Origin of the sequence: Sulfurihydrogenibium sp., assembly GCF_027448985.1 — a bacterium.
In the GTDB taxonomy this organism is placed as follows: domain Bacteria; phylum Aquificota; class Aquificia; order Aquificales; family Hydrogenothermaceae; genus Sulfurihydrogenibium.
Window position 1 is genome coordinate 1 of the sequence record NZ_DAIDMN010000002.1, and the last position, 19,710, is coordinate 19,710.

The window sequence follows — 19,710 nt, forward strand, 5'->3', positions numbered from 1 at the left end:
TTTATCCATAAAAAAATTTGGATTACCACAAGAGAGTATCACACAAGCAAAAATAAAAAAAATTCTAAAAACAGCACAGCACTACCTTTATCAAAAAAATTTGTTGGATAAATCCATAAGATTTGATGTTTTAGCAATCTATCAAAACCAGATAAACCACATTGAGAACGCATTTACCTTTGACTTTTATTGAAAAATACATATTTTTATTATTATTTAAGCTACGGCTTTGAGGCGGTTCGCACCGGATTTATATCCGGTGAGGAAAGTCCGGACTCCACAGGGCAGGGAGCTGTCGAAAGACAGGTGGGGGTAACCTCACAGATAGGGCCACAGAAAACAGACCGCCAATCCGCACACCTTACAGGTGTGGACATGGAGGCAAGGGTGAAAAAGTGGGGTAAGAGCCCACTACCTACGGTGGTGACATCGTAGGTTGGCAACCCTCTCCCGGAGCAATCCCAAGTAGGAAGGCGCTATCAGGTTTGCCCGACCGATGCCTTCGGGTAGGGAGCTTAGAAAAATGACCGCTAAAACAGAATCCGGCTTACTCCAAAGCCGTAGCTTCTCACAACTTAAATAAATCTTCGTGACTTTCTATAAACTGCTCTAACTCTTTTAAATCGTCAAAACCTTTTGTTTTTTCAATAACACTTTCTAACCTATTTATTAAATCTTCTTCATCTAATAACTCTTTTAGTTTTTCTTTTATGGTAGTTGAATTATTTACATCATCGAGTATTTGAAAATCTAAAACAGTTTTTGAGTGATTTACAACCTCACAGTTGATATAAAGGAACTTGTTGATTAAGTTTTCTTTTTCTAATCTCAAGAGTACATCTTTCTTTGTTAAGAAGTTTTTCGTTGTCCCTTTTAAAGAAAGAATCGGACTTTTGACAAAAGAGCCAAAATCCAAATTTTTCAAACTTTCTAAGGTCTGAGGAAAGGTTTCATCATCAAAAGAAAAACTTAAAAACTCTCTTGTTTTGAGGGGAATAAAATTAGTTTTGCATTTTTTACCATCAACCTCAACCAAGTAACATCCTTTTTCTACATACTGTTTTTCATTGAATTGGGTATACTCGGTAGAGCCACTGTAAACTACCGTTGTATCGTTTATGTTTAACGGCTCTTGTCTTTGATGGTAATGTCCTATTCCAATATAATCAAACATACCTTCTTTTAACTGTTGTTCTAACTTTAATCCCGATTGAAAAAACGGCTCAAACTCAAGATGAAGCATCAAAATGTTAAAATTGTTTTTGTTTTGGGCTTTTTCATAGAGATTTTCAAAAATTTCATTTAGATTTAACAGTTTTTTTATAAACAGTGGGGATACATACTTAATTCCAAATACATTAACACCCAAACTATCATCTACACTACTTTCTAAAACTTTTAGTCCTAAATGGCTCAAAACTTCTAATGCTGATTTATCTCTTACGCCACTTCCTCTGTCATGATTTCCGGCTATTGTAAAAATCGGTATATTATGGTCTTTTAATCTTTTGATAATCTCAATACCTTGTAATAAAGTTTCATTTGATGGTCTGTGAGTATGAAAGAAATCTCCCGTATGAATAATAAAATCAACTTTATAATCTATAGCTTTATCTACAGCATCTAAAAAAACATCAAAGTAATCTTTTGCCCGTTCTACTAAACCGTACTGGTGATACCCAAGATGTGTATCACTTAGATGTAAAAATCTCATCCGCACATAGTTTGTTTACCGGTTATTCTCTTTAAAATAACATCAGATGGACAAAAACCTGTTATTCCGGCAAATAAAGACATCAATGCAACAAACCATATAAGGTACTTACCCCATTCCACACCATTTAAATCTAAAAGTAATCCGGCTATAAGGATTATACTCATCATTATCCTTTGAATTCTTAATGGTGTCATATTGCTTACCTCCTGATAAATTTTTTCTAAATTTTAATTATATCAAAATTATCATTTTCAGCAACTTTTAGAAAATCAATCTTTCAGACTTTTTATCATACTCTTCAACTGGTTTAGTATCATCAACGCTTGAAGTGGAGTTGTTGTGGCTATATCTATATCTTCTATAAAGTTTATAAGTTGGTCATTTTTTTCTGATTTGTAATCATTGATTGGCTGTCTTATCTCTTCAAACAAAAGTTGAAGTTGTTGTTCCGGATAGTTTTGAGTTTTTTTGTTTTCCAGCTGGCTCAGTATCTCTTTTGCCCTTTCTACAACTGATATAGGTAATCCTGCCAACTTTGCAACATGTATTCCATAACTTTTGTCTATAAATCCTTCTAAAACTTTGTATAAAAATTTTATTTCTCCGTTTTCTTCCTCTTTTATTGCAAGATAAAAGTTTTTTAATCCGTTAATCTCCTTTTCCAGCTGAGTTAGTTCATGGTAATGGGTAGAAAATAATGTTTTTGCTTTTATATTTTTCGCTATGTACTCTGAAACGGACCAAGCTATGGCTATTCCATCGTAAGTACTCGTCCCTCTTCCTACCTCATCTAAAACGATTAAACTGTTTTCTGTTGCATTGTTTAGAATGTTTGCCACTTCTAACATCTCAACCATAAAAGTTGAAAGTCCTTTTGCAAGGTTATCTCCTGAACCTATCCTTGTATATACAGCATCTACTATACTTATTTCAGCTGATGAAGCCGGAATAAAAGAACCTGTTTGAGCAAGAATTGTTAGTAAAGCCACTTGTCTTATGTATGTACTTTTTCCGGACATGTTAGGTCCAGTGATTACATGGAAAAATCTTTCTTTATCGAAATAAACACTGTTTGGTACAAAGTCTTTTGAGTAATTTGCAACAGTTGGGTGATATCCTTCTTCTATATGAAGATGGTATCCGGTATGGACTTTTGGTTTTATCCATCCTTTTTCTACAGCAACTTGAGCCAATCCTGCTAAGGCATCAATGTATCCCAAAGCTCTTGCAGTTTCTTCTATTTCGTAAGATTGGTTTACAACCTCTTCTCTTATTTGGCTAAATATTTCGTATTCAAGAGCTTTTATTTTCTCATCAGCTGAGAGTATTTTATCTTCGAGCTGTTGGAGGTAATATGTGGTAAACCTTTCTGCATTGGAAAGGGTTTGCTTTCTTTTATAATCGGAAGGTACAAATTTTAGGTTTGGTTTTGTTATCTCTATATAGTATCCCATAACCTTGTTAAAACCTATTTTAAGGCTTGATATTCCGGTTCTTTCTCTTTCTTGTTGTTGATACTGATTTATTATTTCTTCCGCATTTTCTTTTAACGTTTTTAACTCATCAAGTCTTTCATCAACTCCCTTTTTTATAAGTCCTCCTTCTTTCAAATGGAAAGGTGGATTATCTTCAAGATAATTTTCTAACTTTTCAACAAGCTCTGTATGAGGGTTTAGACCTTCTATCAACGATTTTAAAAGTTTAGAGTTGGGTTTAAACTGTTTTAGGTCTTTTACTTTTTTTAAAGACTCTCTCAGTGCTACCATATCTTTTGGGGTAAGAGTGTTAGATGTTATTTTTGCAACAAGTCTTTCTATATCGTATATTTTGTCTAAGTGCTCTCTAATACTTTCTCTTAAAGTATGATTTTGGGTAAGTTCTTGGATTGTATCTTGTCTTTCTTGTATCTCTTCTACCTTAAGTAAAGGATGAAGTAGCATAAATTTTATTTTTCTCTTTCCCATTCCGGTTGTTGCTTTGTTTACAACTGAAAGTAATGACGGGTTATGCTCTTGAGAAGATATTAGTTCCAAATGTTTTATAGTGGAGTAATCTATTTTCATATACCTATCTTCACGGTATGGTTTAGGTGGTGAGATATAAGGAAAGAAAGATTTTTGAGTGATTTTAGCATACTTAAATACTGCCGATAATGGCTTAATAATAAATTCTTCTTCAAACTGGTTGAATCCCAACGACAGTAAACTTCTTGTTTTAAAATGGTCTAAAAGTGATTTTTCTGAGTCTTTATTGAAGAATTCTTCCGGTAGTTTTGTTGTAAAGAAATTTTTATAATCTTGGTTTAAAAAGGAAATATCTAAATCTTGTGGAGTTAGTATCTCTTTTGGAGAAAACTTGTTGGCAAAAGATATTAAATCCTCTTTGTTTAGGATACTTGCGTAAAATTCTCCGGTTCCAAGGTCTAAATATGCAACAGCGTACTTATCTGCTTTTTTATAAACTGCCATAAGTCCTGTTTTTAATTTTTCATTATCAAAGTATGTTCCGGGGGTAATTACTCTTATTACATCTCTTTTTACTATTCCCTTTGCTTTTGAAGAATCTTCAAGTTGCTCACATATAGCTACTTTATAACCTTTTGATACAAGTCTTGTTATGTAGCTATCAGCAGAATGGTAAGGAATACCACACATTGGAATGTCTTTATCTTTACTGATTTTTTTCTTTGTCAAAACAATGTTTAACTCTTTTGAGCCTATTATTGCATCTTCATAAAATAGCTCGTAAAAATCACCAAGTCTGTACAAAAGTAAACAGTCCTGATACTCGTTTTTAATCTTATGGTATTGAGCTACCATTGGAGTTAAATTTTCCATCTACCAATCCTCAAAGTTTTACTGTATTATTATTATCATGAAACTTTATTTATCTCCAATTGTAGCTTTTATTATAGGATTTATTTTAACATTTTCAAATGCTTTGAAAAGTTACGATGTTATTCTCGTAGGAGAGATACATACAGATGAAAACGACCATAGGATACAACTGTCTGTTATAAAAGATTTTTACAACTACAACAAAAAAGTTGTAATAGCCATGGAGATGTTTCAACAACCTTTTCAAAAGTACTTAGATGATTTTGTAGAAGGAAAGATATCTGAAAAAGAGTTTTTGGAAAAAACCGAGTATAAAAAGAGATGGGGGTTTGACTTTAAATATTACAAAGATATACTTAACTTTGCAAAGGAAAATCGGATTAAAGTTTTTGCTTTAAACATTCCTTCCGAAGTTTTAAAAGATATAAAAGAAAAAGGTATTGAAAATATAGACAGCCCTTACATACCAAAACCTATTCCAAAATTAACACAACAGGAAATCAAAGAGTTGGAAGATGTAATTAAAAATCATCCTCAGATTAAAAACAAACAAGCTTTTTTTGACATTCAACTTGCTTGGAACTACTCTATGGCTTACAAAATTTATCAGATAAAAAAACAATATCCGGATTACATAGTTATCGCCTTAGTAGGAAAAGGTCATACCGACGGAATAAAAAGGATATTACAAATTTTAGATAAAGATATGAGAATTTTTATTTACGATTAATTTTCCTTTTACAAGCCAATTTTCAAATGGTAAAGTGTGGTAAAATTTATTATTATCATCTGGAGGTTTTCTCTTAGTTGAACTTGGGTATTATCGGAGCCGGAAGCTGGGGAACAGCCTTAGCTCAAGTTTTAAGTTATAACTTTAAAAATGTTTTTTTATGGGATATAGACAAAGATGTTTTAAACGATATAAAAGATTACCATCAAAATAGAAAGTACCATCCAAATGTGATGCTTGCTCATAACATTATTCCTTATGAAAATTTACAAAAATTGGCAGACGATTCGGATGTTGTTATAGTTGCAATACCTACTCAATTTATAAGAAAAACTCTTGAGAACGTGAAGTTAAATATTAAAAAGCCTATCATCTCAGCATCAAAGGGAATAGAGATAAATTCTTTAAAGTTAGTGTCTGATATCATAGTAGAAAGTTTAAAAGTGGATTCAAAATATATATTTGCACTGTCTGGACCATCTTTTGCAAAAGAGGTTATAATGGGGCTTCCTACAGCGGTCGTTTTAGCCGGAAATTTGGAGATTGGTAAGGATTTACAGAGATATTTGAGTACAAAAACATTTAGAGTTTATCTATCGGAGGATGTTATAGGAGCCGAAGTTGGTGGAGCTGTAAAAAATGTTATAGCAATAGCAAGTGGAATAAGTGATGGTCTTGAATTTGGGAACAACGCAAGAGCAGGATTGATAACAAGAGGTCTTTATGAGATAAGTAAGATAGCAAATATTTACGGAGGGAATCCTCAAACGGTTTATGGTTTATCCGGATTAGGAGATTTGATTCTTACAGCCACAGGAGATTTATCAAGAAATAGAAAATTTGGAATACTCATTGGAAAGGGATACAAAGTAGAAGATGCGATAAAAGAAGTAGGACAGGTAGTAGAAGGATATACAACAGCAAAAGCTGTAAATAAAATAGCAAAAGAAAAGAAGATAGAATTACCTATATCACAGATGGTGTACAAAGTTTTATACGAAGGATTAAACCCAAAAGAAGCAGCCACTATGCTAATGATGAGAGACTTAAAAACGGAGTTTTAAGGAGGATTTAAATTGATAGATAAAGATTTTACACTAGAAGAAAAGAAGATAACACTTGGGCTTGCGTTTATATTCTCTCTGAGGATGTTAGGTTTATTTTTAGCTTTACCGGTTTTAAGTATTTATGCTAAAAATATGCCAGGTTCAGATGCATTTTGGGCAGGTCTTGCGATAGGTGCGTATGGTTTAACACAGGCAATATTCCAGATACCTTACGGTTTGTGGAGTGATAAAATAGGAAGAAAACCTATCATAATATCAAGTACAATTATCTTTGTATTAGGTAGTTTTCTTTCAGCTTACGCATCTTACATAGAAAACATTCACCTATTAGTTATTGGTAGATTTTTACAGGGTATTGGTTCTGTATCTTCGGTTGTTATTGCTCTCTTGGCTGATATGACCAGAGAAGAGATTAGAACAAGAGCAATGGCAACTATTGGAGCGTCAATAGGAATGGCATTTGCGTTTGGTATGGTGCTGGGTCCATTGATTGCCTCTTACTTTGGGTTAACTGGAGTGTTTTTGTTTACCGGAATACTTGGATTAATCTCTCTTCCTTATGTGATATTTGGTATCAAAGAACCTCCGATTGTAAGACACCATGAGGATGCTGAATTTACATCCTCTTATCTTTCAGTTGTTTTAAAGGATAAAAACTTACTTAAAATGGACTTTGGAATGTTTGTCCTTCATATGACTCTGACAGCTGTATTTACAGCAGTACCTTTAATATTCGCTCATCAACACAGTATAGATTTAAAAGATATTTGGAAAATATATCTTTTAATGTTTTTTGTTGGTCTTACAGTAATGGTTCCTTCTACGATAATAGCGGAGAAAAAAGGAAAGATAAAACAAGTTAAGATGTTAGGTATCCTTATTCTTATATTATCTTTTATAATGTTTTTGATTTTTAAAGAAAACTTCTATCTTACCGTTCTTGCTATTGTAGTTTACTTTACCGGATTTATGATGCTTGAACCTATAATGCCTTCTTTGATGAGTAAGTACGCAAAACCTCATGTAAAAGGAACCGCATCCGGAGTCTTTAACACAGCCCAGTTTGTTGGTGCTTTTGTAGGTGGAGCAATTGGTGGACTTTTACTAAAAGTTGATGAATCAGCAAAGTTAAACTTTCTATTCTTGATTGTTTTGACTGTAATGTGGCTAATACTTGTTTCTACAATGGAAATGCCTTCAAAGGGAGTAAAAAATGTTACCAATTAAAGACAATATACCAACCAACTCTTTTCCTTACTTAACGGTTTTGTTAATAAGTATAAATGTAGGAGTATTTATTTACGAATTAACTTTACCTCCACAGCAGCTTGAAATCTTTGTTCACCAGTATGGACTTTTACCTATGGATATTGTTGAGTTAAATGTATTAAATCTTTTTACCCATATGTTTATTCATGGTAGCATTGCTCACATTTTTGGTAATATGCTATTTTTATGGATTTTTGGGAACAATGTTGAAGATGCTTTGGGAAGGTTTAAGTTTTTAGTTTTATACTTTGGTAGTGGTTTGGTAGCTGCTTTTTTACAGTCAGCAGTAGCTATTTTAGAAGGAAGCTTGAATATACCTATGGTCGGAGCATCAGGAGCAATAAGTGGAGTGTTAGCTGCTTATATGAAACTTTATCCATACGCAAAAATTTTGACAGTAATTCCTCCTTTTATATTCTTTTTCTTTGTACTACCTGCATGGTTCTTTATAGGGTACTGGTTTGTAATTCAAATTTTATACGCCATGTTTATACCTACAAATTTAGGTGGTGTTGCATGGTATGCCCATATAGGTGGATTTATAGCCGGATGGATTTTAGTTGATAAACTTTATACAAAAAATCTAAAGTTAATCCACTATTCAGCGATAAGATATTAAGACCACATATGGAGAGAAAATGAGACTAACTTTAACGATTGGTTTTATTTTGATTTTACTGTTTGAAGTTTTTGCTCAACCTAAGGAAGATTACTCATGGATGGATAAGTATTTTTTAGTTGAACCCTTTAACATTTACAACATTGTCATGCTTCAAAAAACAGATTTAGAGTTAACACAAAAACAGATAGATGCTATAAAATCAGAGTACGACAAATACTTTCCTATCATGCTTGGAAAAGCAAGGATACTGAAAGATAAAGAAGAGGAACTAAAAAAACTTGTGTACGGAAATTCGGACCCGGATAAAGTAAAAAACCTAATCATAGAGATAGCAAAATTAAAGTCAGAGATGACCGTTTTGGATATAAACCTTTTTAAATCTGTCCAATCTGTTTTAAATAAGAAACAGAATGAAAAACTGATAAAATACCTAACATCAGGAGCACTGTAATGCAGGTAATAAACAATCCAAAACAGATGCAAGATTTAACCCTTTCTCTAAAAAAAGAAGGTAAAAGGATAGGATTTGTTCCAACGATGGGATACTTACATGAAGGGCATCTTTCCTTGATAAGATGCTCTAAAAAAGAAAACGATATAACGGTAGTAAGTATATTTGTCAATCCTTTACAGTTTGGTAAAAATGAAGATTTAGATAAGTATCCAAGAGATTTTGAAAGAGATAAAACTCTATGCCAAAAAGAAGGTGTTGATTTTATCTTTTATCCGGATTATAAAGACATGTATCCGGAAGGATACCAAACTTATGTTGAAGTGGTTGAACTTTCAAAAGGATTGTGTGGAGATTTTAGACCCGGACATTTTAAAGGAGTGACAACAGTTGTTTTAAAACTGTTTAACATCGTTTGTCCAGATAACGCATACTTTGGGAAAAAAGATTATCAACAGCTAAAAGTCATTGAAAGAATGGTTAAAGATTTAAACCTACCAGTTAACGTAATAGGATGCCCTATCGTAAGAGAGCCCGATGGACTTGCAATGTCTTCAAGAAACAGTTATCTATCAAAAGAAGAGAGAGATTCAGCTTTGTTTATATACAAAGGACTTATTGAAGGTAAAAAACTATTTGAAAGTGGAGAGAAAAACTCTAAAAAAATAAAAGAAATAGTCATAGATACTATAAAAAAAGCACCATTGTTAAAAGAAATTCAGTATGTAGAACTTGTAGACAAAAGCAGTTTAAAACCAAAAGAAACAGCAGAAAAAGGCGATATCATTGCAGTTGCAGTTTATATAGAAAACACAAGACTAATAGATAACATAGAGTTGTAAAGATGGAAAAAAGTTTAATAAAAGAGATTACAGCTTTTTTATCACAGTACCTTCACGGAAAAGAAAAAGCGATAGAACTTACCTTAATAACCTTCTTTTCAAAAGGACATCTTTTAATAGAAGACCTACCAGGACTTGGAAAAACTACATTAGCAATAGGAATTGCAAAAGTTTTAGGATTAGATTACGGAAGAGTTCAGGCAACTTCGGACTTGCTACCTTCCGATATTATCGGTGTATCTATATACAACAAAGAGAAAAATCAGTTTGAGTTTAAACCCGGACCAATATTCAACAACATTCTACTTGTTGACGAGATAAACAGGGCAACTCCAAAAACCCAGTCAGCATTACTTGAAGCAATGGGAGAAAAACAAGTTACAGCCGATGGAACAACGTATAAACTACCTCAACCATTTTTCGTAATAGCAACTCAAAACCCTTCCGAGCAGTACGGTACTTTTCCACTTCCGGAATCACAGCTTGATAGATTCTTAATGAAAATATCAATAGGTTATCCATCAAGAGAAGCGGAAAAAGAGGTGATAAAAGGGGGAAGCAAAAGGGAAGAACTTTACAAAATAAAACCGTTCCTATCAAAAGAAGATATATTAAAAATACAAGAAGAGATAAAAAAAGTCTATGTATCGGATAAAATGGCAGATTACATCCTTGATATAGTGTGGGCTACAAGAGAAAGTAAGTATCTTGAATCCGGATTGTCAACAAGAGGAACTCTTGCTCTTGTAAGTACAGCAAAAACAAACGCTTACTTTGAAGGAAGAGACTTTATCATTCCGGAAGACATAAAAAAACTGTACAAATACATAATACCTCACAGAGTAATGTTTAAACCGGAGTTTGAAGGTCAAAAAGAAGAGATAGTAAAATGGATAGTAGAAAGTATTCCTATCCATCCGTTATAAAAATAACAAAAGCCGGATGGATATACATACTTACCACAGTATTTATTGGCTTTGCAGCTGTAAACACAAACAACAACTTACTGTTTTTCATCGTTTCAGCTTTTTTGAGTTTTATGGGACTATCCGGATTCTTTGGAAAAAGAAATATAGAAAACTTACAGATAGATTTGGATTTTCCGGAGGAAATTTTTTCAAACAGAGAGTTTGTTTTAAAAGTAAAACTTAAAAACAACAAAAAATTCCTAAGCTCTTTTTTGATTGAAGTTATATTAGAAGATAAAAGTGTTTTATTTCCTGTGGTAGATACAGAAGATGAAAAAAACATAAATTTTTTAGTATCCAAAAGAGGCTTGTTAGAAATAAACTCTGTAAAAATATGTTCCGTATTTCCGTTTAACTTCTTTATAAGATGTAAAACCTTGAAAGTAGATTACAAAAAATTTGTATATCCCGAGCCTAAAAAATATCCTTTATACTTTACATACTCTGAACTTTCCAAGAAAAAAGGTGAAACAACATCTGAAAATATAGGTTACGAAGGAGATTTTTTAGGAGTAAGAGATTACACTTTAACAACACCCATAAAATACATAGATTGGAAATCGTCTGCAAAATCTGAAAAATTAAAGGAAAAAGTATTTTCAGCTTTACAATCTCAACCGGTAATAGTTGAATTTGAAAAAATAAATCTAACATTGGAAGAAAAACTATCATTTTTAACTTATATCACAATAAATTACAAACAGTTTGAAAATACATTCATAAAGTTTGAAAACCATGTTTATAACATAAACCTAAAATCAGAAAGAGAAAAACTCCTATCAAAATTTGCCACTTATGGGATGATGAAGATATGAAACAAATATCTATCGCCAACCTTGTTAAGATAAACGCTTACGTAGGAAGTTTGACAGCTTACGGTATAATTTTTTCTCAACTGTCTGCGTTGTACAGTATTGTTTTTTCTTTATTGTTTTTAGTTGCTTTTTATAGAGATTTTTATAAACATTTTGTTGTTTCAAGATTTATTCTAAACACAACCGGAATTTTATCTGCTTTACTTATGTTTATGCAGATAAACACCAACAACATAGTCCAACCTGCCATAGACACTATTACAGTTTTACTAAGTTTAAAACTTCTTGAAGAAAAAAAATTCAGAGACTACATGCAAATTTTCCTGATGATAGCTCTTATTTTATCAGGATACACCCTTTTATCAATAAATATGGTGTTTTTAGGTTATCTGATTTTTTACACATTCTTTTTAAATTACGGAGTTATTTTACTTTCTTACTACCAAAAAGACCCAAATATGGTTTTTAACATAACTCAACTAAAATCTCTTTTAATAAAAACATCAATCATTCCATTACTTGCAATTCCATTTAAAATTTTCCTGTTTTTTACACTTCCACGAACCAACTATCCAATGCTTAACTTTTTACAAACTCAAGGAAAAGGAAAAACCGGATTTTCTGACAAGGTAGGTCTTGGGGAAGTTTCTAACATACAACAGGACGATTCCTTAGTTGCAAGGGTTGTTATGGAAAAAACATCTAATGAGCTTTACTTACGGGGTGTTGTTTTTGATTACTTTGATGGTAAAAGTTGGAGTACCAAAATCAACTTTTTTATGACAAAGTTTACCAGATTTTACGGACAAAAGTTAAATTACATCATTTATTTAGAACCTACATATCAACAGTATCTGTTTACGGTAGACATTCCATACAGTATTTCTCAACCTTCGGGATTTATCATTTTTAAATCTCCGGATTTGGTGTATAAAACAGACAAGATGATAACTTCTAAAATTAAATACAGTGGTGAATCTGTTTTAACAGATAACTACTCTCAAACTTTAAACCCTTCTATGTATTTACAACTTCCGGATTTATCAACCAACATAAAAGTCTTAGCGGAAAAGTTTAAAAAGGATACCCAACAACAAACAGCAAGAGAAATTTACAACTACCTACAAACATTTTCTTACTCTCTTAAAAACCTTCCTACAGGTGATAGTCCGTTGGAAGAGTTTTTATTTAAAACAAAAAAAGGAAACTGTGAATACTTTGCATCTGCGATGGCGGTACTACTTAGATTAAACGGTATTCCTTCCAGAGTTGTTGGTGGTTATAAAACGACAGAGTACAACCAAGCCGGAGGATACTACATTTTTAGAGAAAAAGATGCCCACGTATGGGTTGAAGCTTACATAGATGGAAAATGGATAAAGTACGACCCAACACCCCCAATAAGAGACTTAGCTGTAGAACAGCTTTACAAACCAAACAAAATAAAGGTTATGTTTGAACTTTTAGACTACTACTACACAACATTTATTGTAAACTACGACTTTTCAAAGCAGATTGAACTTATAAACAAAGTAAAATCCGGATTAACAACATTAACAGCACCTAAGATAAACAAAGATTTCAACATTGAAAAAAACAAACTTCTCTACTTAGTTTTCATCGTTCTAATATCATACATTGTATTTAACCTTATAAACATTTATAGGAAACCTTACGAAAAACGAGCTTTAGAAAAGTTCTTAAAAAAACTAAAAAAATACGGCTACATTAAAAACAAAAATGAAGGATTAGAAGAGTTTGTCATGAGAATAGAAGATTCTCAAATAAAAGAATATGCTCTAAAATTTGTAAAAGAGTATGAAAAGTTTATCTTTAAAGATGAAAAGATAACTAAAGATGAATACAAAAAACTTATAAGTTTACTAAATTCTTTTTAATAAAAACTCAATACACCTATTGAAAATTTAAAATTAAAATCAAATCTGTAAGGTTTAAAATATACAAACAACTTTAACTCTTTGGAGGGAATGTATGCAGTATTTGGCAGGACTTATTTTTAGTAGTGTTTTGGCACTTTTTGCAATGTTTATTTCCAATTTAGAGATTGTAAAATCCACCGTAAATTTTAGTCCATTGATTATAGCTATTATCATAGGTATGGTTATAGGTAACACTATAAAACTTCCTGAAGTCTTAAAACCCGGAATAAACTTTTCACTGAAAAAAATTTTAAGATTTGCAATCATATTCTTAGGATTTAGACTTACATTTCAAAATATTATTGATGTAGGTTTAGAAGGTTTGGTTGTAGATGCCTTTATGCTTATATCAACTTTTGTATTAACTGTTTTTATATCACAAAGATTTTTTGGTCTTGATACTTCAATGAGTTATATGATTGCTTCTGGTTCTTCCATATGTGGTGCTTCTGCAGTACTGGCAACATCTCCTATAGTAAAAGGGCAGATGCATCAAGCTGCGATGGCTGTTGCTACTGTAACGATTTTTGGAACTATAGCCATGTTTTTATATCCGGCTGTTTATAAATCCGGATTACTTCCGGGATTAGATGACTCAACCTATGGAATCTACACAGGAGCAACAGTTCACGAAGTTGCTCAGGTTGTCGCAGCTGGATTTGCAGTATCGGACCAAGCAGGAAACACAGCAACCATAGCAAAACTAACAAGAGTTGTTATGCTTGCTCCACTTTTACTATTTCTAAGCTTTTACTTTGCTAAGAAACATGCAACTCACGGTGTAAACATAAGGGAGATACCTATTCCTTGGTTCGTTTTCGGGTTTATCGCTATGGTAGGAGTAAACTCTTTGTCAGTTTTTCCAAAACAAACGGTTAATATGATTAACCAAGCTGATACATTTTTACTTACCGTTTCAATGGCTGCCCTTGGAATAGAAACATCCTTAGAAAAGATGAAAAAAGCTGGAATGAAACCTATATACTCAGCTTTAATTGTTTTTATCTATCTTTTTGTGGTAGGATACATTGTAACTTTAGTTGTTCACAAATTTTTAGGGTAAAAGGGGGAACGTGTTATGGCTTTCCAAAAAATAGTTGTAGGATACGATGGGTCAGAATACTCTTTAAAAGCTCTAAAAAAAGCTATCGAGATAGCAAAATGCACTTTAGGAGAGATATATGTTGTTGGTGTGGTTAAACCTTTAGAATTTGGTATTGTTGATTATATAACACCAGAAGAACTGGAAGAGTACGAAAAAGAAGAGATAACTAAAGAAGAAAAGTTTTTAAAAGAAGCCATTAAGTTAGTTGAAGAATCCGGATTAAAAGCCACCTATAAAGTTTTAGAAGGAAACCCATCAGAAGAGATGATGAACTATGCAGATGACATAAAAGCGGACCTTATAGTTGTAGGACATAGAGGAATTGGAGGATTCAAAAGATTACTTTTAGGAAGTACATCATCTGAACTTGTGAAATATGCAAATCAGAGTGTGTTGGTTGTAAAATAGTATTGAAAAATTTTTTAAAAAGTATATATTTATTTATCCAATTGAATATGGGGGCGATACGGGTTCGACGGCAAGAGTTGGCAAAGGGAAGCATGCCGTAGAAGGTCACTACGTAAAAAACCAAAAACAAACAATTCCCGAACGCGAAATCGCTCTCGCTGCCTAATTAGCGCAGCGACGTCCTACCTGGCTTGCCTGTAGGCTGGGATAGGGCGTAAGACATACAGGATAGGGGATTACCAACCTCCCCTGAGGTAATCTCCGAAACCTTACGGGGATAGCTTCTCTCCTCCTGCCTGTGGGAAAGAGAGAAGCGAAATCCAAACACAGGCTAAGCATGTAGATGCCCTCCTGCTAAAGCTCTTGTCGGACGGGGGTTCGATTCCCCCCGCCTCCACTCATAAAAAATCTGATATAATTTTCTTATGCTTGAAAATCTAATCATACAGCTTTTTGAAGAAAGTGCCAATTTAAAAAAAGATTTTGTCTATGAGTACGCGGAAGATATAGTAAATTTAGGATTACTTATCGCTAAAAGATTAAAAATCGGGAAAAAAGTTCTTATCTGTGGAAATGGTGGAAGTGCAGCAGACAGTCAACATTTCGCAGCGGAAATAGTTGGAAGATTTGAAAAAGAAAGGAAAGGATATCCGGCTATCGCCTTAACAACCGATACATCAGCATTAACAGCTATAGGAAACGATTACGGATTTGAAAAAATATTTTCTCGTCAGGTTCAAGCGTTAGGTAATCAAGGTGATATCCTTATAGGAATCTCTACAAGTGGTAATTCTCAGAATGTCATAGAAGCTGTAAAAGTTGCAAAAGAGATGGGAATTTTCACAGTAGGATTTTTGGGAAAAGATGGTGGAAAATTAAAAGACCTTGTGGACAAAGCTTTTATAGTAAAGTCAGATAACACAGCAAGAGTTCAAGAAGTTCATCTAACTTTGGAACATTCGATATGTAAAGTCATAGATATGTACCTATCCGGAGAAATTGAAGATTAAGGTTTATCATGAGTAATGAAAAAGATTTTGATGTTCATCCTTTGGTAGATGTTTCTGAAAAGAGAAAAAGGAAATTTTCTGCTTTAAAAGTAGGGATAATGAGTATTTTGATTTCTTACACTATAATTGGTTATCTATTTTACGACTACTATAAAAACCAGAGAAAAAAAGAAAATTTTATAAATGTTTACCAAGAGTATATAAACATTGATGAAGTTGTTAAAAAGGTAGAAGAAACTTTAAAAACAAGTTTATCTTTGGATATTAAAGAAGTAAAAAATGAAGAAGAGTTAATAAATGAGATTGCAGAAAAAAGTATAAATCTTCCGGATTTAAAACAGACCATAGACAAAACTTTAAATCTTCCACCTCCAACAGTTCCTCAACCTACTACAAATCAAACACAGTTACCGATGAGCCGTTATGAATACTTTTTACAAAAGGCAAAAGAGTATGAATCCGTTGGAAATTACAAGTATGCTATATTCTTTTATCTAAGGGCTTTTGTAGAAAACCAGTCTGATTTTGAAACTAAATTTAAGGTAGCACAGCTTTATTACAAAATAGGACAAATACCTTTAGCAGTTGAATCTACAAAGGACAGTTTGAAGATAAAAAGTGATTACCTACCTGCATTACAACTTTTGGCAGATATTTACCTTAAATCCGGGTACAAAGATTCACAAATCAAGTCATATTTAGAACAAGCTGTAAATAAATATCCAAACGAAAAAAATTTAATTCTTGCCCTTGCAAAGATTTATAAAGAGGAAAATAATATAGATGCTTATAATAAGCTTATGTCAAAGTTAGAAAGTGAAACTAAACAATGAATTTTATAGATGAGCTTAATCTAATAATAACGGATAAAGATTTAGTTGTAAAAAGAATCAGCCAGACTCTTGTAGAACTTTTAAACTACAAAAATTACGAGATTATCGGAGAGAAGTTAGACAAAATTTTAGATAGGTCTTTGAAAGATATAGATGAGCTTTCTAGTTTTGTATCTTTCTTGAAAACCAAAAATGGAAATCTTTACAAAGGTTATTTTAAAGTGGATAAACTGTTTGATTATTACGGTCAACACAGAGGGTACTTTATTCAATTTATGGACTTTAGCGAGAATGAAGTAAGTGATGACTTTATCGTATTCAACACTCAAAATATAAAAATGAAAATGCTATTAGAAAGAGCTTCGTTGGTTGCACAACATGACATATCCGTGTTAATATCCGGAGAAACTGGAACAGGAAAATCAAAATTAGCAAAATGGATTCATTTAAACAGTAAAAGGTCAAGAAACAAGTTCGTATCTGTTAACTGTTCCGCTATTCCGGATACACTTTTTGAATCGGAGTTTTTTGGCTATGAAAAAGGAGCATTTACAGGAGCGGTAACATCTAAACCTGGAAAGGTAGAAATTGCAGATGGTGGAACGTTGTTTTTAGATGAAGTAGGGGACCTTTCTTTAACATCTCAAGCAAAACTTCTTGTTTTTGTTGATACAAAAGAGTTTGAAAGACTTGGAGCAAACAAATCAAAAAAGGTGGATGTCCGGATTATATCAGCAACGAACAAAAATCTTCTTAAAGAGATGGAAAGTGGAAACTTTAGAAACGACCTGTTTTATAGAATATGTGCTATCCGGATTGAAATACCACCTTTAAGAGAGAGAAAGGAAGATATACCGTTGATAGTAAACAGTATTTTGTCAAAAAAAGGGAAAAGGATAACACCAAAAGCAATGGAAGTTTTAATGTCAAGGGATTGGCTTGGGAATGTTAGAGAGTTAAGAGCATTTTTAGATGCTGTAAGTATTTTTTCTACAAAAGACTTTATAGATGTGGAAGATTTAAATACTGAGTATGTTTATTTCAACGAAGATAAAAAATCCTTAGAAGTATCAGAAGAAGTTTTATTTAGTGAAGAAAAAAGAATTGTAGAAGCATTGAAAAAAGCCAAAGGGAACAAAAAACTCGCTGCTAAAATACTTGGAATCAGCTATGTCTCTTTATGGAGAAAACTAAAGCAGTATAACATACAGATGTGATTAAGGGAGCTCAAAGCTCCCATTAAACTTATTTTCTTTTGTTGGCTTCCAAGATTTTCTTTCTTATTCTTATTGCATCCGGGGTGACTTCTATCAACTCGGTTTCGTTTATCCATTCCATTGCCTTTTCAAAATCCATCTTTTTAGCCGGAATTATTTTAATATTCTCATCGGAGCCGGAAGCTCTCATGTTGGTTAACTTTTTCTCTCTTGTAACATTTACATCAAGGTCATTTTCTCTACTGTGTTCTCCAACTACCATTCCTTCGTAAACTTCCGTTCCCGGGTCTATAAAGAAAACACCTCTATCTTGTAAACCAAATATTGCATATGGGGTTGCTACTCCTTTTCTGTCAGCTATCAACGCTCCATTTATTCTTGTTTTTATTTCACCTTGCCACTCTTCCCAACCTTCAAAGATTGTGTTTAATAAACCTTCTCCTCTTGTATCTGTTTTGAATTCAGACCTGTATCCTATCAGTCCTCTTGAAGGTATTATAAATTCAAGTCTTACTCTACCAAAGCCATGGTTTATCATGTTAACCATACGACCTTTTCTTGAACCTAATTTCTGTGTTATTGTTCCAACGTACTCTTCCGGAGTATCTATCAAAACTCTTTCTACCGGTTCTAACTTTTTTCCATTTTCTTCTTTTACGATAACTTCCGGTTTTGACACTTGGAACTCATATCCTTCTCTTCTCATCATCTCCGCAAGGATTGCAAGTTGCAGTTCTCCCCTTCCCATAACCAAGAAAGAATCCGGATTTTCAGTATCCTCTACTCTTATAGCCACATTTGTTAGGGTTTCTTTATAAAGTCTTTCCCGTAGGTGCCTTGATGTTAGGAATTTTCCACTTCTTCCTGCAAAAGGTGAGTCGTTAACGGAAAAAATCATAGATATCGTAGGTTCTTCAACCATAATAGGTGGCAACGCAACTGGATTTTCCGCATCGGCTATAGTTTCTCCTATCGTTATATCTTCCAATCCGGCTATTGCTACAATATCACCAGCTTTTGCTTCTTTTGTTTCAATTCTTTTTAAACCTTCGTACGTGTATAGAGCCCTTACAGTTCCTTTTATTACTCTACCATCTCTTTTTACTACTGCAACTTGCTGATTTTGTTTTACTGTACCGTTAAATATTCTTCCTATGGCAAGCCTTCCTACAAAGTTATCGTAATCTAAAGAAGTTATAAGAAACTGTAATCCGGATTTTTCATCGTATGTTGGAGCAGGAATGTACTCTATTATTTTTTCAAACAGTGGCTTTAAATCTTTTGAGTCGTCGTTTAAATCTTCTTTTGCTATTCCTTCTTTTCCTATAGTGTAAAGTATTGGAAATTCAAGTTGGTCTTCTGTTGCATCTAAATCTATAAAAAGGTCGTAAACTTCGTTTATTACTTCTTGAATCCTTGCATCTGGTCTATCTATTTTGTTGATAACAACTATCGGTGTTAGTTTTGCTTCTAAAGCCTTTTTTAAGACGAATCTGGTTTGAGGCATTGGACCTTCTGCAGCATCAACTAAAAGGATAACGCCATCTACCATTTTTAAAGTTCTCTCCACTTCTCCACCAAAGTCTGCGTGTCCCGGAGTATCAACTATGTTTATCTTGTAATCTTTGTATCTTACAGCTGTATTTTTAGCCATAATGGTGATGCCTCTTTCTCTTTCAAGGTCTATGTTATCCATCATTCTTTCTAACACTTCTTCGTTCTCTCTAAAAAGTCCGGATTGCTTCAACATGGCATCTACAAGAGTTGTTTTTCCATGATCAACGTGGGCAATGATTGCAATGTTTCTGATATCTTCTCTGTAAAGTTTATCAGTCTCTAAAATTTCCTTTTGTAAGTTCATAAAACTCTCCTTTAAAAA

The 19,710-nt window shown here is 33.0% G+C and carries 19 protein-coding genes and 2 other RNA genes; 17 read left to right on the plus strand and 4 right to left on the minus strand.

All coding sequences use genetic code 11. The annotated features are described in order from the left end of the window. Nucleotides 1-193 (plus strand): YraN family protein (locus NE054_RS00275; protein ID WP_297886991.1); only part of this gene is annotated, 193 nt, incomplete at its 5' end. Nucleotides 194-223: 30 nt separating this feature from the next. Further along, an RNA gene (gene rnpB / locus NE054_RS00280) (RNase P RNA component class A) lies at nucleotides 224-566 on the plus strand. A 2-nt stretch (nucleotides 567-568) separates the two neighbouring features. Here the strand turns inward: rnpB and NE054_RS00285 are convergent. The 3 genes from NE054_RS00285 to mutS all read right to left on the minus strand — a co-directional run bounded on the left by NE054_RS00285 (nucleotide 569) and on the right by mutS (nucleotide 4,554). Next, nucleotides 569-1,714, minus strand: coding sequence for an exonuclease SbcCD subunit D (locus NE054_RS00285; protein ID WP_297886993.1), 1,146 nt, complete (start codon nucleotides 1,712-1,714; stop codon nucleotides 569-571). Beyond that, nucleotides 1,711-1,911: a YgaP-like transmembrane domain gene (locus tag NE054_RS00290; protein WP_297886995.1), complete on the minus strand. Its 201-nt coding sequence runs from the start codon at nucleotides 1,909-1,911 to the stop codon at nucleotides 1,711-1,713. Before NE054_RS00290 ends, NE054_RS00285 begins: the two co-directional genes overlap by 4 nt. Nucleotides 1,912-1,986: 75 nt before the next feature. Beyond that, on the minus strand, nucleotides 1,987-4,554 hold the full coding sequence (gene mutS, locus NE054_RS00295; protein ID WP_297886997.1) for a DNA mismatch repair protein MutS: 2,568 nt from the start codon (nucleotides 4,552-4,554) through the stop codon (nucleotides 1,987-1,989). A 37-nt stretch (nucleotides 4,555-4,591) separates the two neighbouring features. On the opposite strand from mutS, the gene NE054_RS00300 reads away from it, so the two are divergent. The 15 genes from NE054_RS00300 (at nucleotide 4,592) to NE054_RS00370 (ending at nucleotide 17,831) form a co-directional block, all read left to right on the plus strand. Continuing rightward, nucleotides 4,592-5,284, plus strand: a complete 693-nt coding sequence (locus NE054_RS00300; RefSeq protein ID WP_297886999.1) for a ChaN family lipoprotein — start codon at nucleotides 4,592-4,594, stop codon at nucleotides 5,282-5,284. 77 nt (nucleotides 5,285-5,361) lie between these two features. Beyond that, nucleotides 5,362-6,348 carry an NAD(P)H-dependent glycerol-3-phosphate dehydrogenase gene (locus NE054_RS00305; RefSeq protein ID WP_297887002.1) on the plus strand — a complete coding sequence of 329 codons (987 nt, stop codon included), beginning with the start codon at nucleotides 5,362-5,364 and terminating at the stop codon, nucleotides 6,346-6,348. Between the two features lie 12 nt (nucleotides 6,349-6,360). Beyond that, entirely contained in the window at nucleotides 6,361-7,578 is a 1,218-nt protein-coding gene (locus NE054_RS00310) for an MFS transporter (protein WP_297887004.1), read from the plus strand. Beyond that, nucleotides 7,565-8,239, plus strand: a complete 675-nt coding sequence (locus NE054_RS00315; RefSeq protein ID WP_297887006.1) for a rhomboid family intramembrane serine protease — start codon at nucleotides 7,565-7,567, stop codon at nucleotides 8,237-8,239. The genes NE054_RS00310 and NE054_RS00315 overlap by 14 nt, the downstream gene beginning before the upstream one ends. Nucleotides 8,240-8,258: 19 nt before the next feature. Further along, nucleotides 8,259-8,693, plus strand: a complete 435-nt coding sequence (locus NE054_RS00320; RefSeq protein WP_297887008.1) for a hypothetical protein — start codon at nucleotides 8,259-8,261, stop codon at nucleotides 8,691-8,693. After that, nucleotides 8,693-9,535: a pantoate--beta-alanine ligase gene (gene panC, locus NE054_RS00325; RefSeq protein ID WP_297887010.1), complete on the plus strand. Its 843-nt coding sequence runs from the start codon at nucleotides 8,693-8,695 to the stop codon at nucleotides 9,533-9,535. The genes NE054_RS00320 and panC overlap by 1 nt, the downstream gene beginning before the upstream one ends. Nucleotides 9,536-9,537: 2 nt before the next feature. Then, complete coding sequence (locus tag NE054_RS00330; RefSeq protein WP_297887012.1) at nucleotides 9,538-10,461, plus strand: MoxR family ATPase; 924 nt, start codon at nucleotides 9,538-9,540, stop codon at nucleotides 10,459-10,461. Next, nucleotides 10,425-11,318 (plus strand): DUF58 domain-containing protein, encoded by an 894-nt coding sequence (locus tag NE054_RS00335; RefSeq protein ID WP_297887014.1) that lies wholly within the window; start codon nucleotides 10,425-10,427, stop codon nucleotides 11,316-11,318. Before NE054_RS00330 ends, NE054_RS00335 begins: the two co-directional genes overlap by 37 nt. Further along, nucleotides 11,315-13,216: a DUF3488 and transglutaminase-like domain-containing protein gene (locus NE054_RS00340; RefSeq protein ID WP_297887016.1), complete on the plus strand. Its 1,902-nt coding sequence runs from the start codon at nucleotides 11,315-11,317 to the stop codon at nucleotides 13,214-13,216. Before NE054_RS00335 ends, NE054_RS00340 begins: the two co-directional genes overlap by 4 nt. A 94-nt stretch (nucleotides 13,217-13,310) precedes the next feature. Further along, complete coding sequence (locus NE054_RS00345) at nucleotides 13,311-14,321, plus strand: YeiH family protein (protein WP_297887018.1); 1,011 nt, start codon at nucleotides 13,311-13,313, stop codon at nucleotides 14,319-14,321. A 15-nt stretch (nucleotides 14,322-14,336) separates the two neighbouring features. Further along, nucleotides 14,337-14,771, plus strand: a complete 435-nt coding sequence (locus NE054_RS00350; RefSeq protein WP_297887021.1) for a universal stress protein — start codon at nucleotides 14,337-14,339, stop codon at nucleotides 14,769-14,771. Nucleotides 14,772-14,820: 49 nt separating this feature from the next. After that, nucleotides 14,821-15,171: a transfer-messenger RNA gene (ssrA, locus tag NE054_RS00355) on the plus strand. A 25-nt stretch (nucleotides 15,172-15,196) separates the two neighbouring features. After that, nucleotides 15,197-15,781 (plus strand): D-sedoheptulose 7-phosphate isomerase, encoded by a 585-nt coding sequence (gmhA, locus tag NE054_RS00360; protein WP_297887022.1) that lies wholly within the window; start codon nucleotides 15,197-15,199, stop codon nucleotides 15,779-15,781. An 8-nt stretch (nucleotides 15,782-15,789) separates the two neighbouring features. Next, nucleotides 15,790-16,614: a hypothetical protein gene (locus tag NE054_RS00365; RefSeq protein ID WP_297887023.1), complete on the plus strand. Its 825-nt coding sequence runs from the start codon at nucleotides 15,790-15,792 to the stop codon at nucleotides 16,612-16,614. Further along, nucleotides 16,611-17,831 (plus strand): sigma-54 dependent transcriptional regulator, encoded by a 1,221-nt coding sequence (locus tag NE054_RS00370; RefSeq protein WP_297887024.1) that lies wholly within the window; start codon nucleotides 16,611-16,613, stop codon nucleotides 17,829-17,831. Before NE054_RS00365 ends, NE054_RS00370 begins: the two co-directional genes overlap by 4 nt. 28 nt (nucleotides 17,832-17,859) lie before the next feature. On the opposite strand, the gene typA is transcribed toward NE054_RS00370, so the two are convergent. Then, complete coding sequence (typA, locus tag NE054_RS00375) at nucleotides 17,860-19,692, minus strand: translational GTPase TypA (RefSeq protein WP_297887025.1); 1,833 nt, start codon at nucleotides 19,690-19,692, stop codon at nucleotides 17,860-17,862. Between the last annotated feature and the right edge of the window lie 18 nt (nucleotides 19,693-19,710).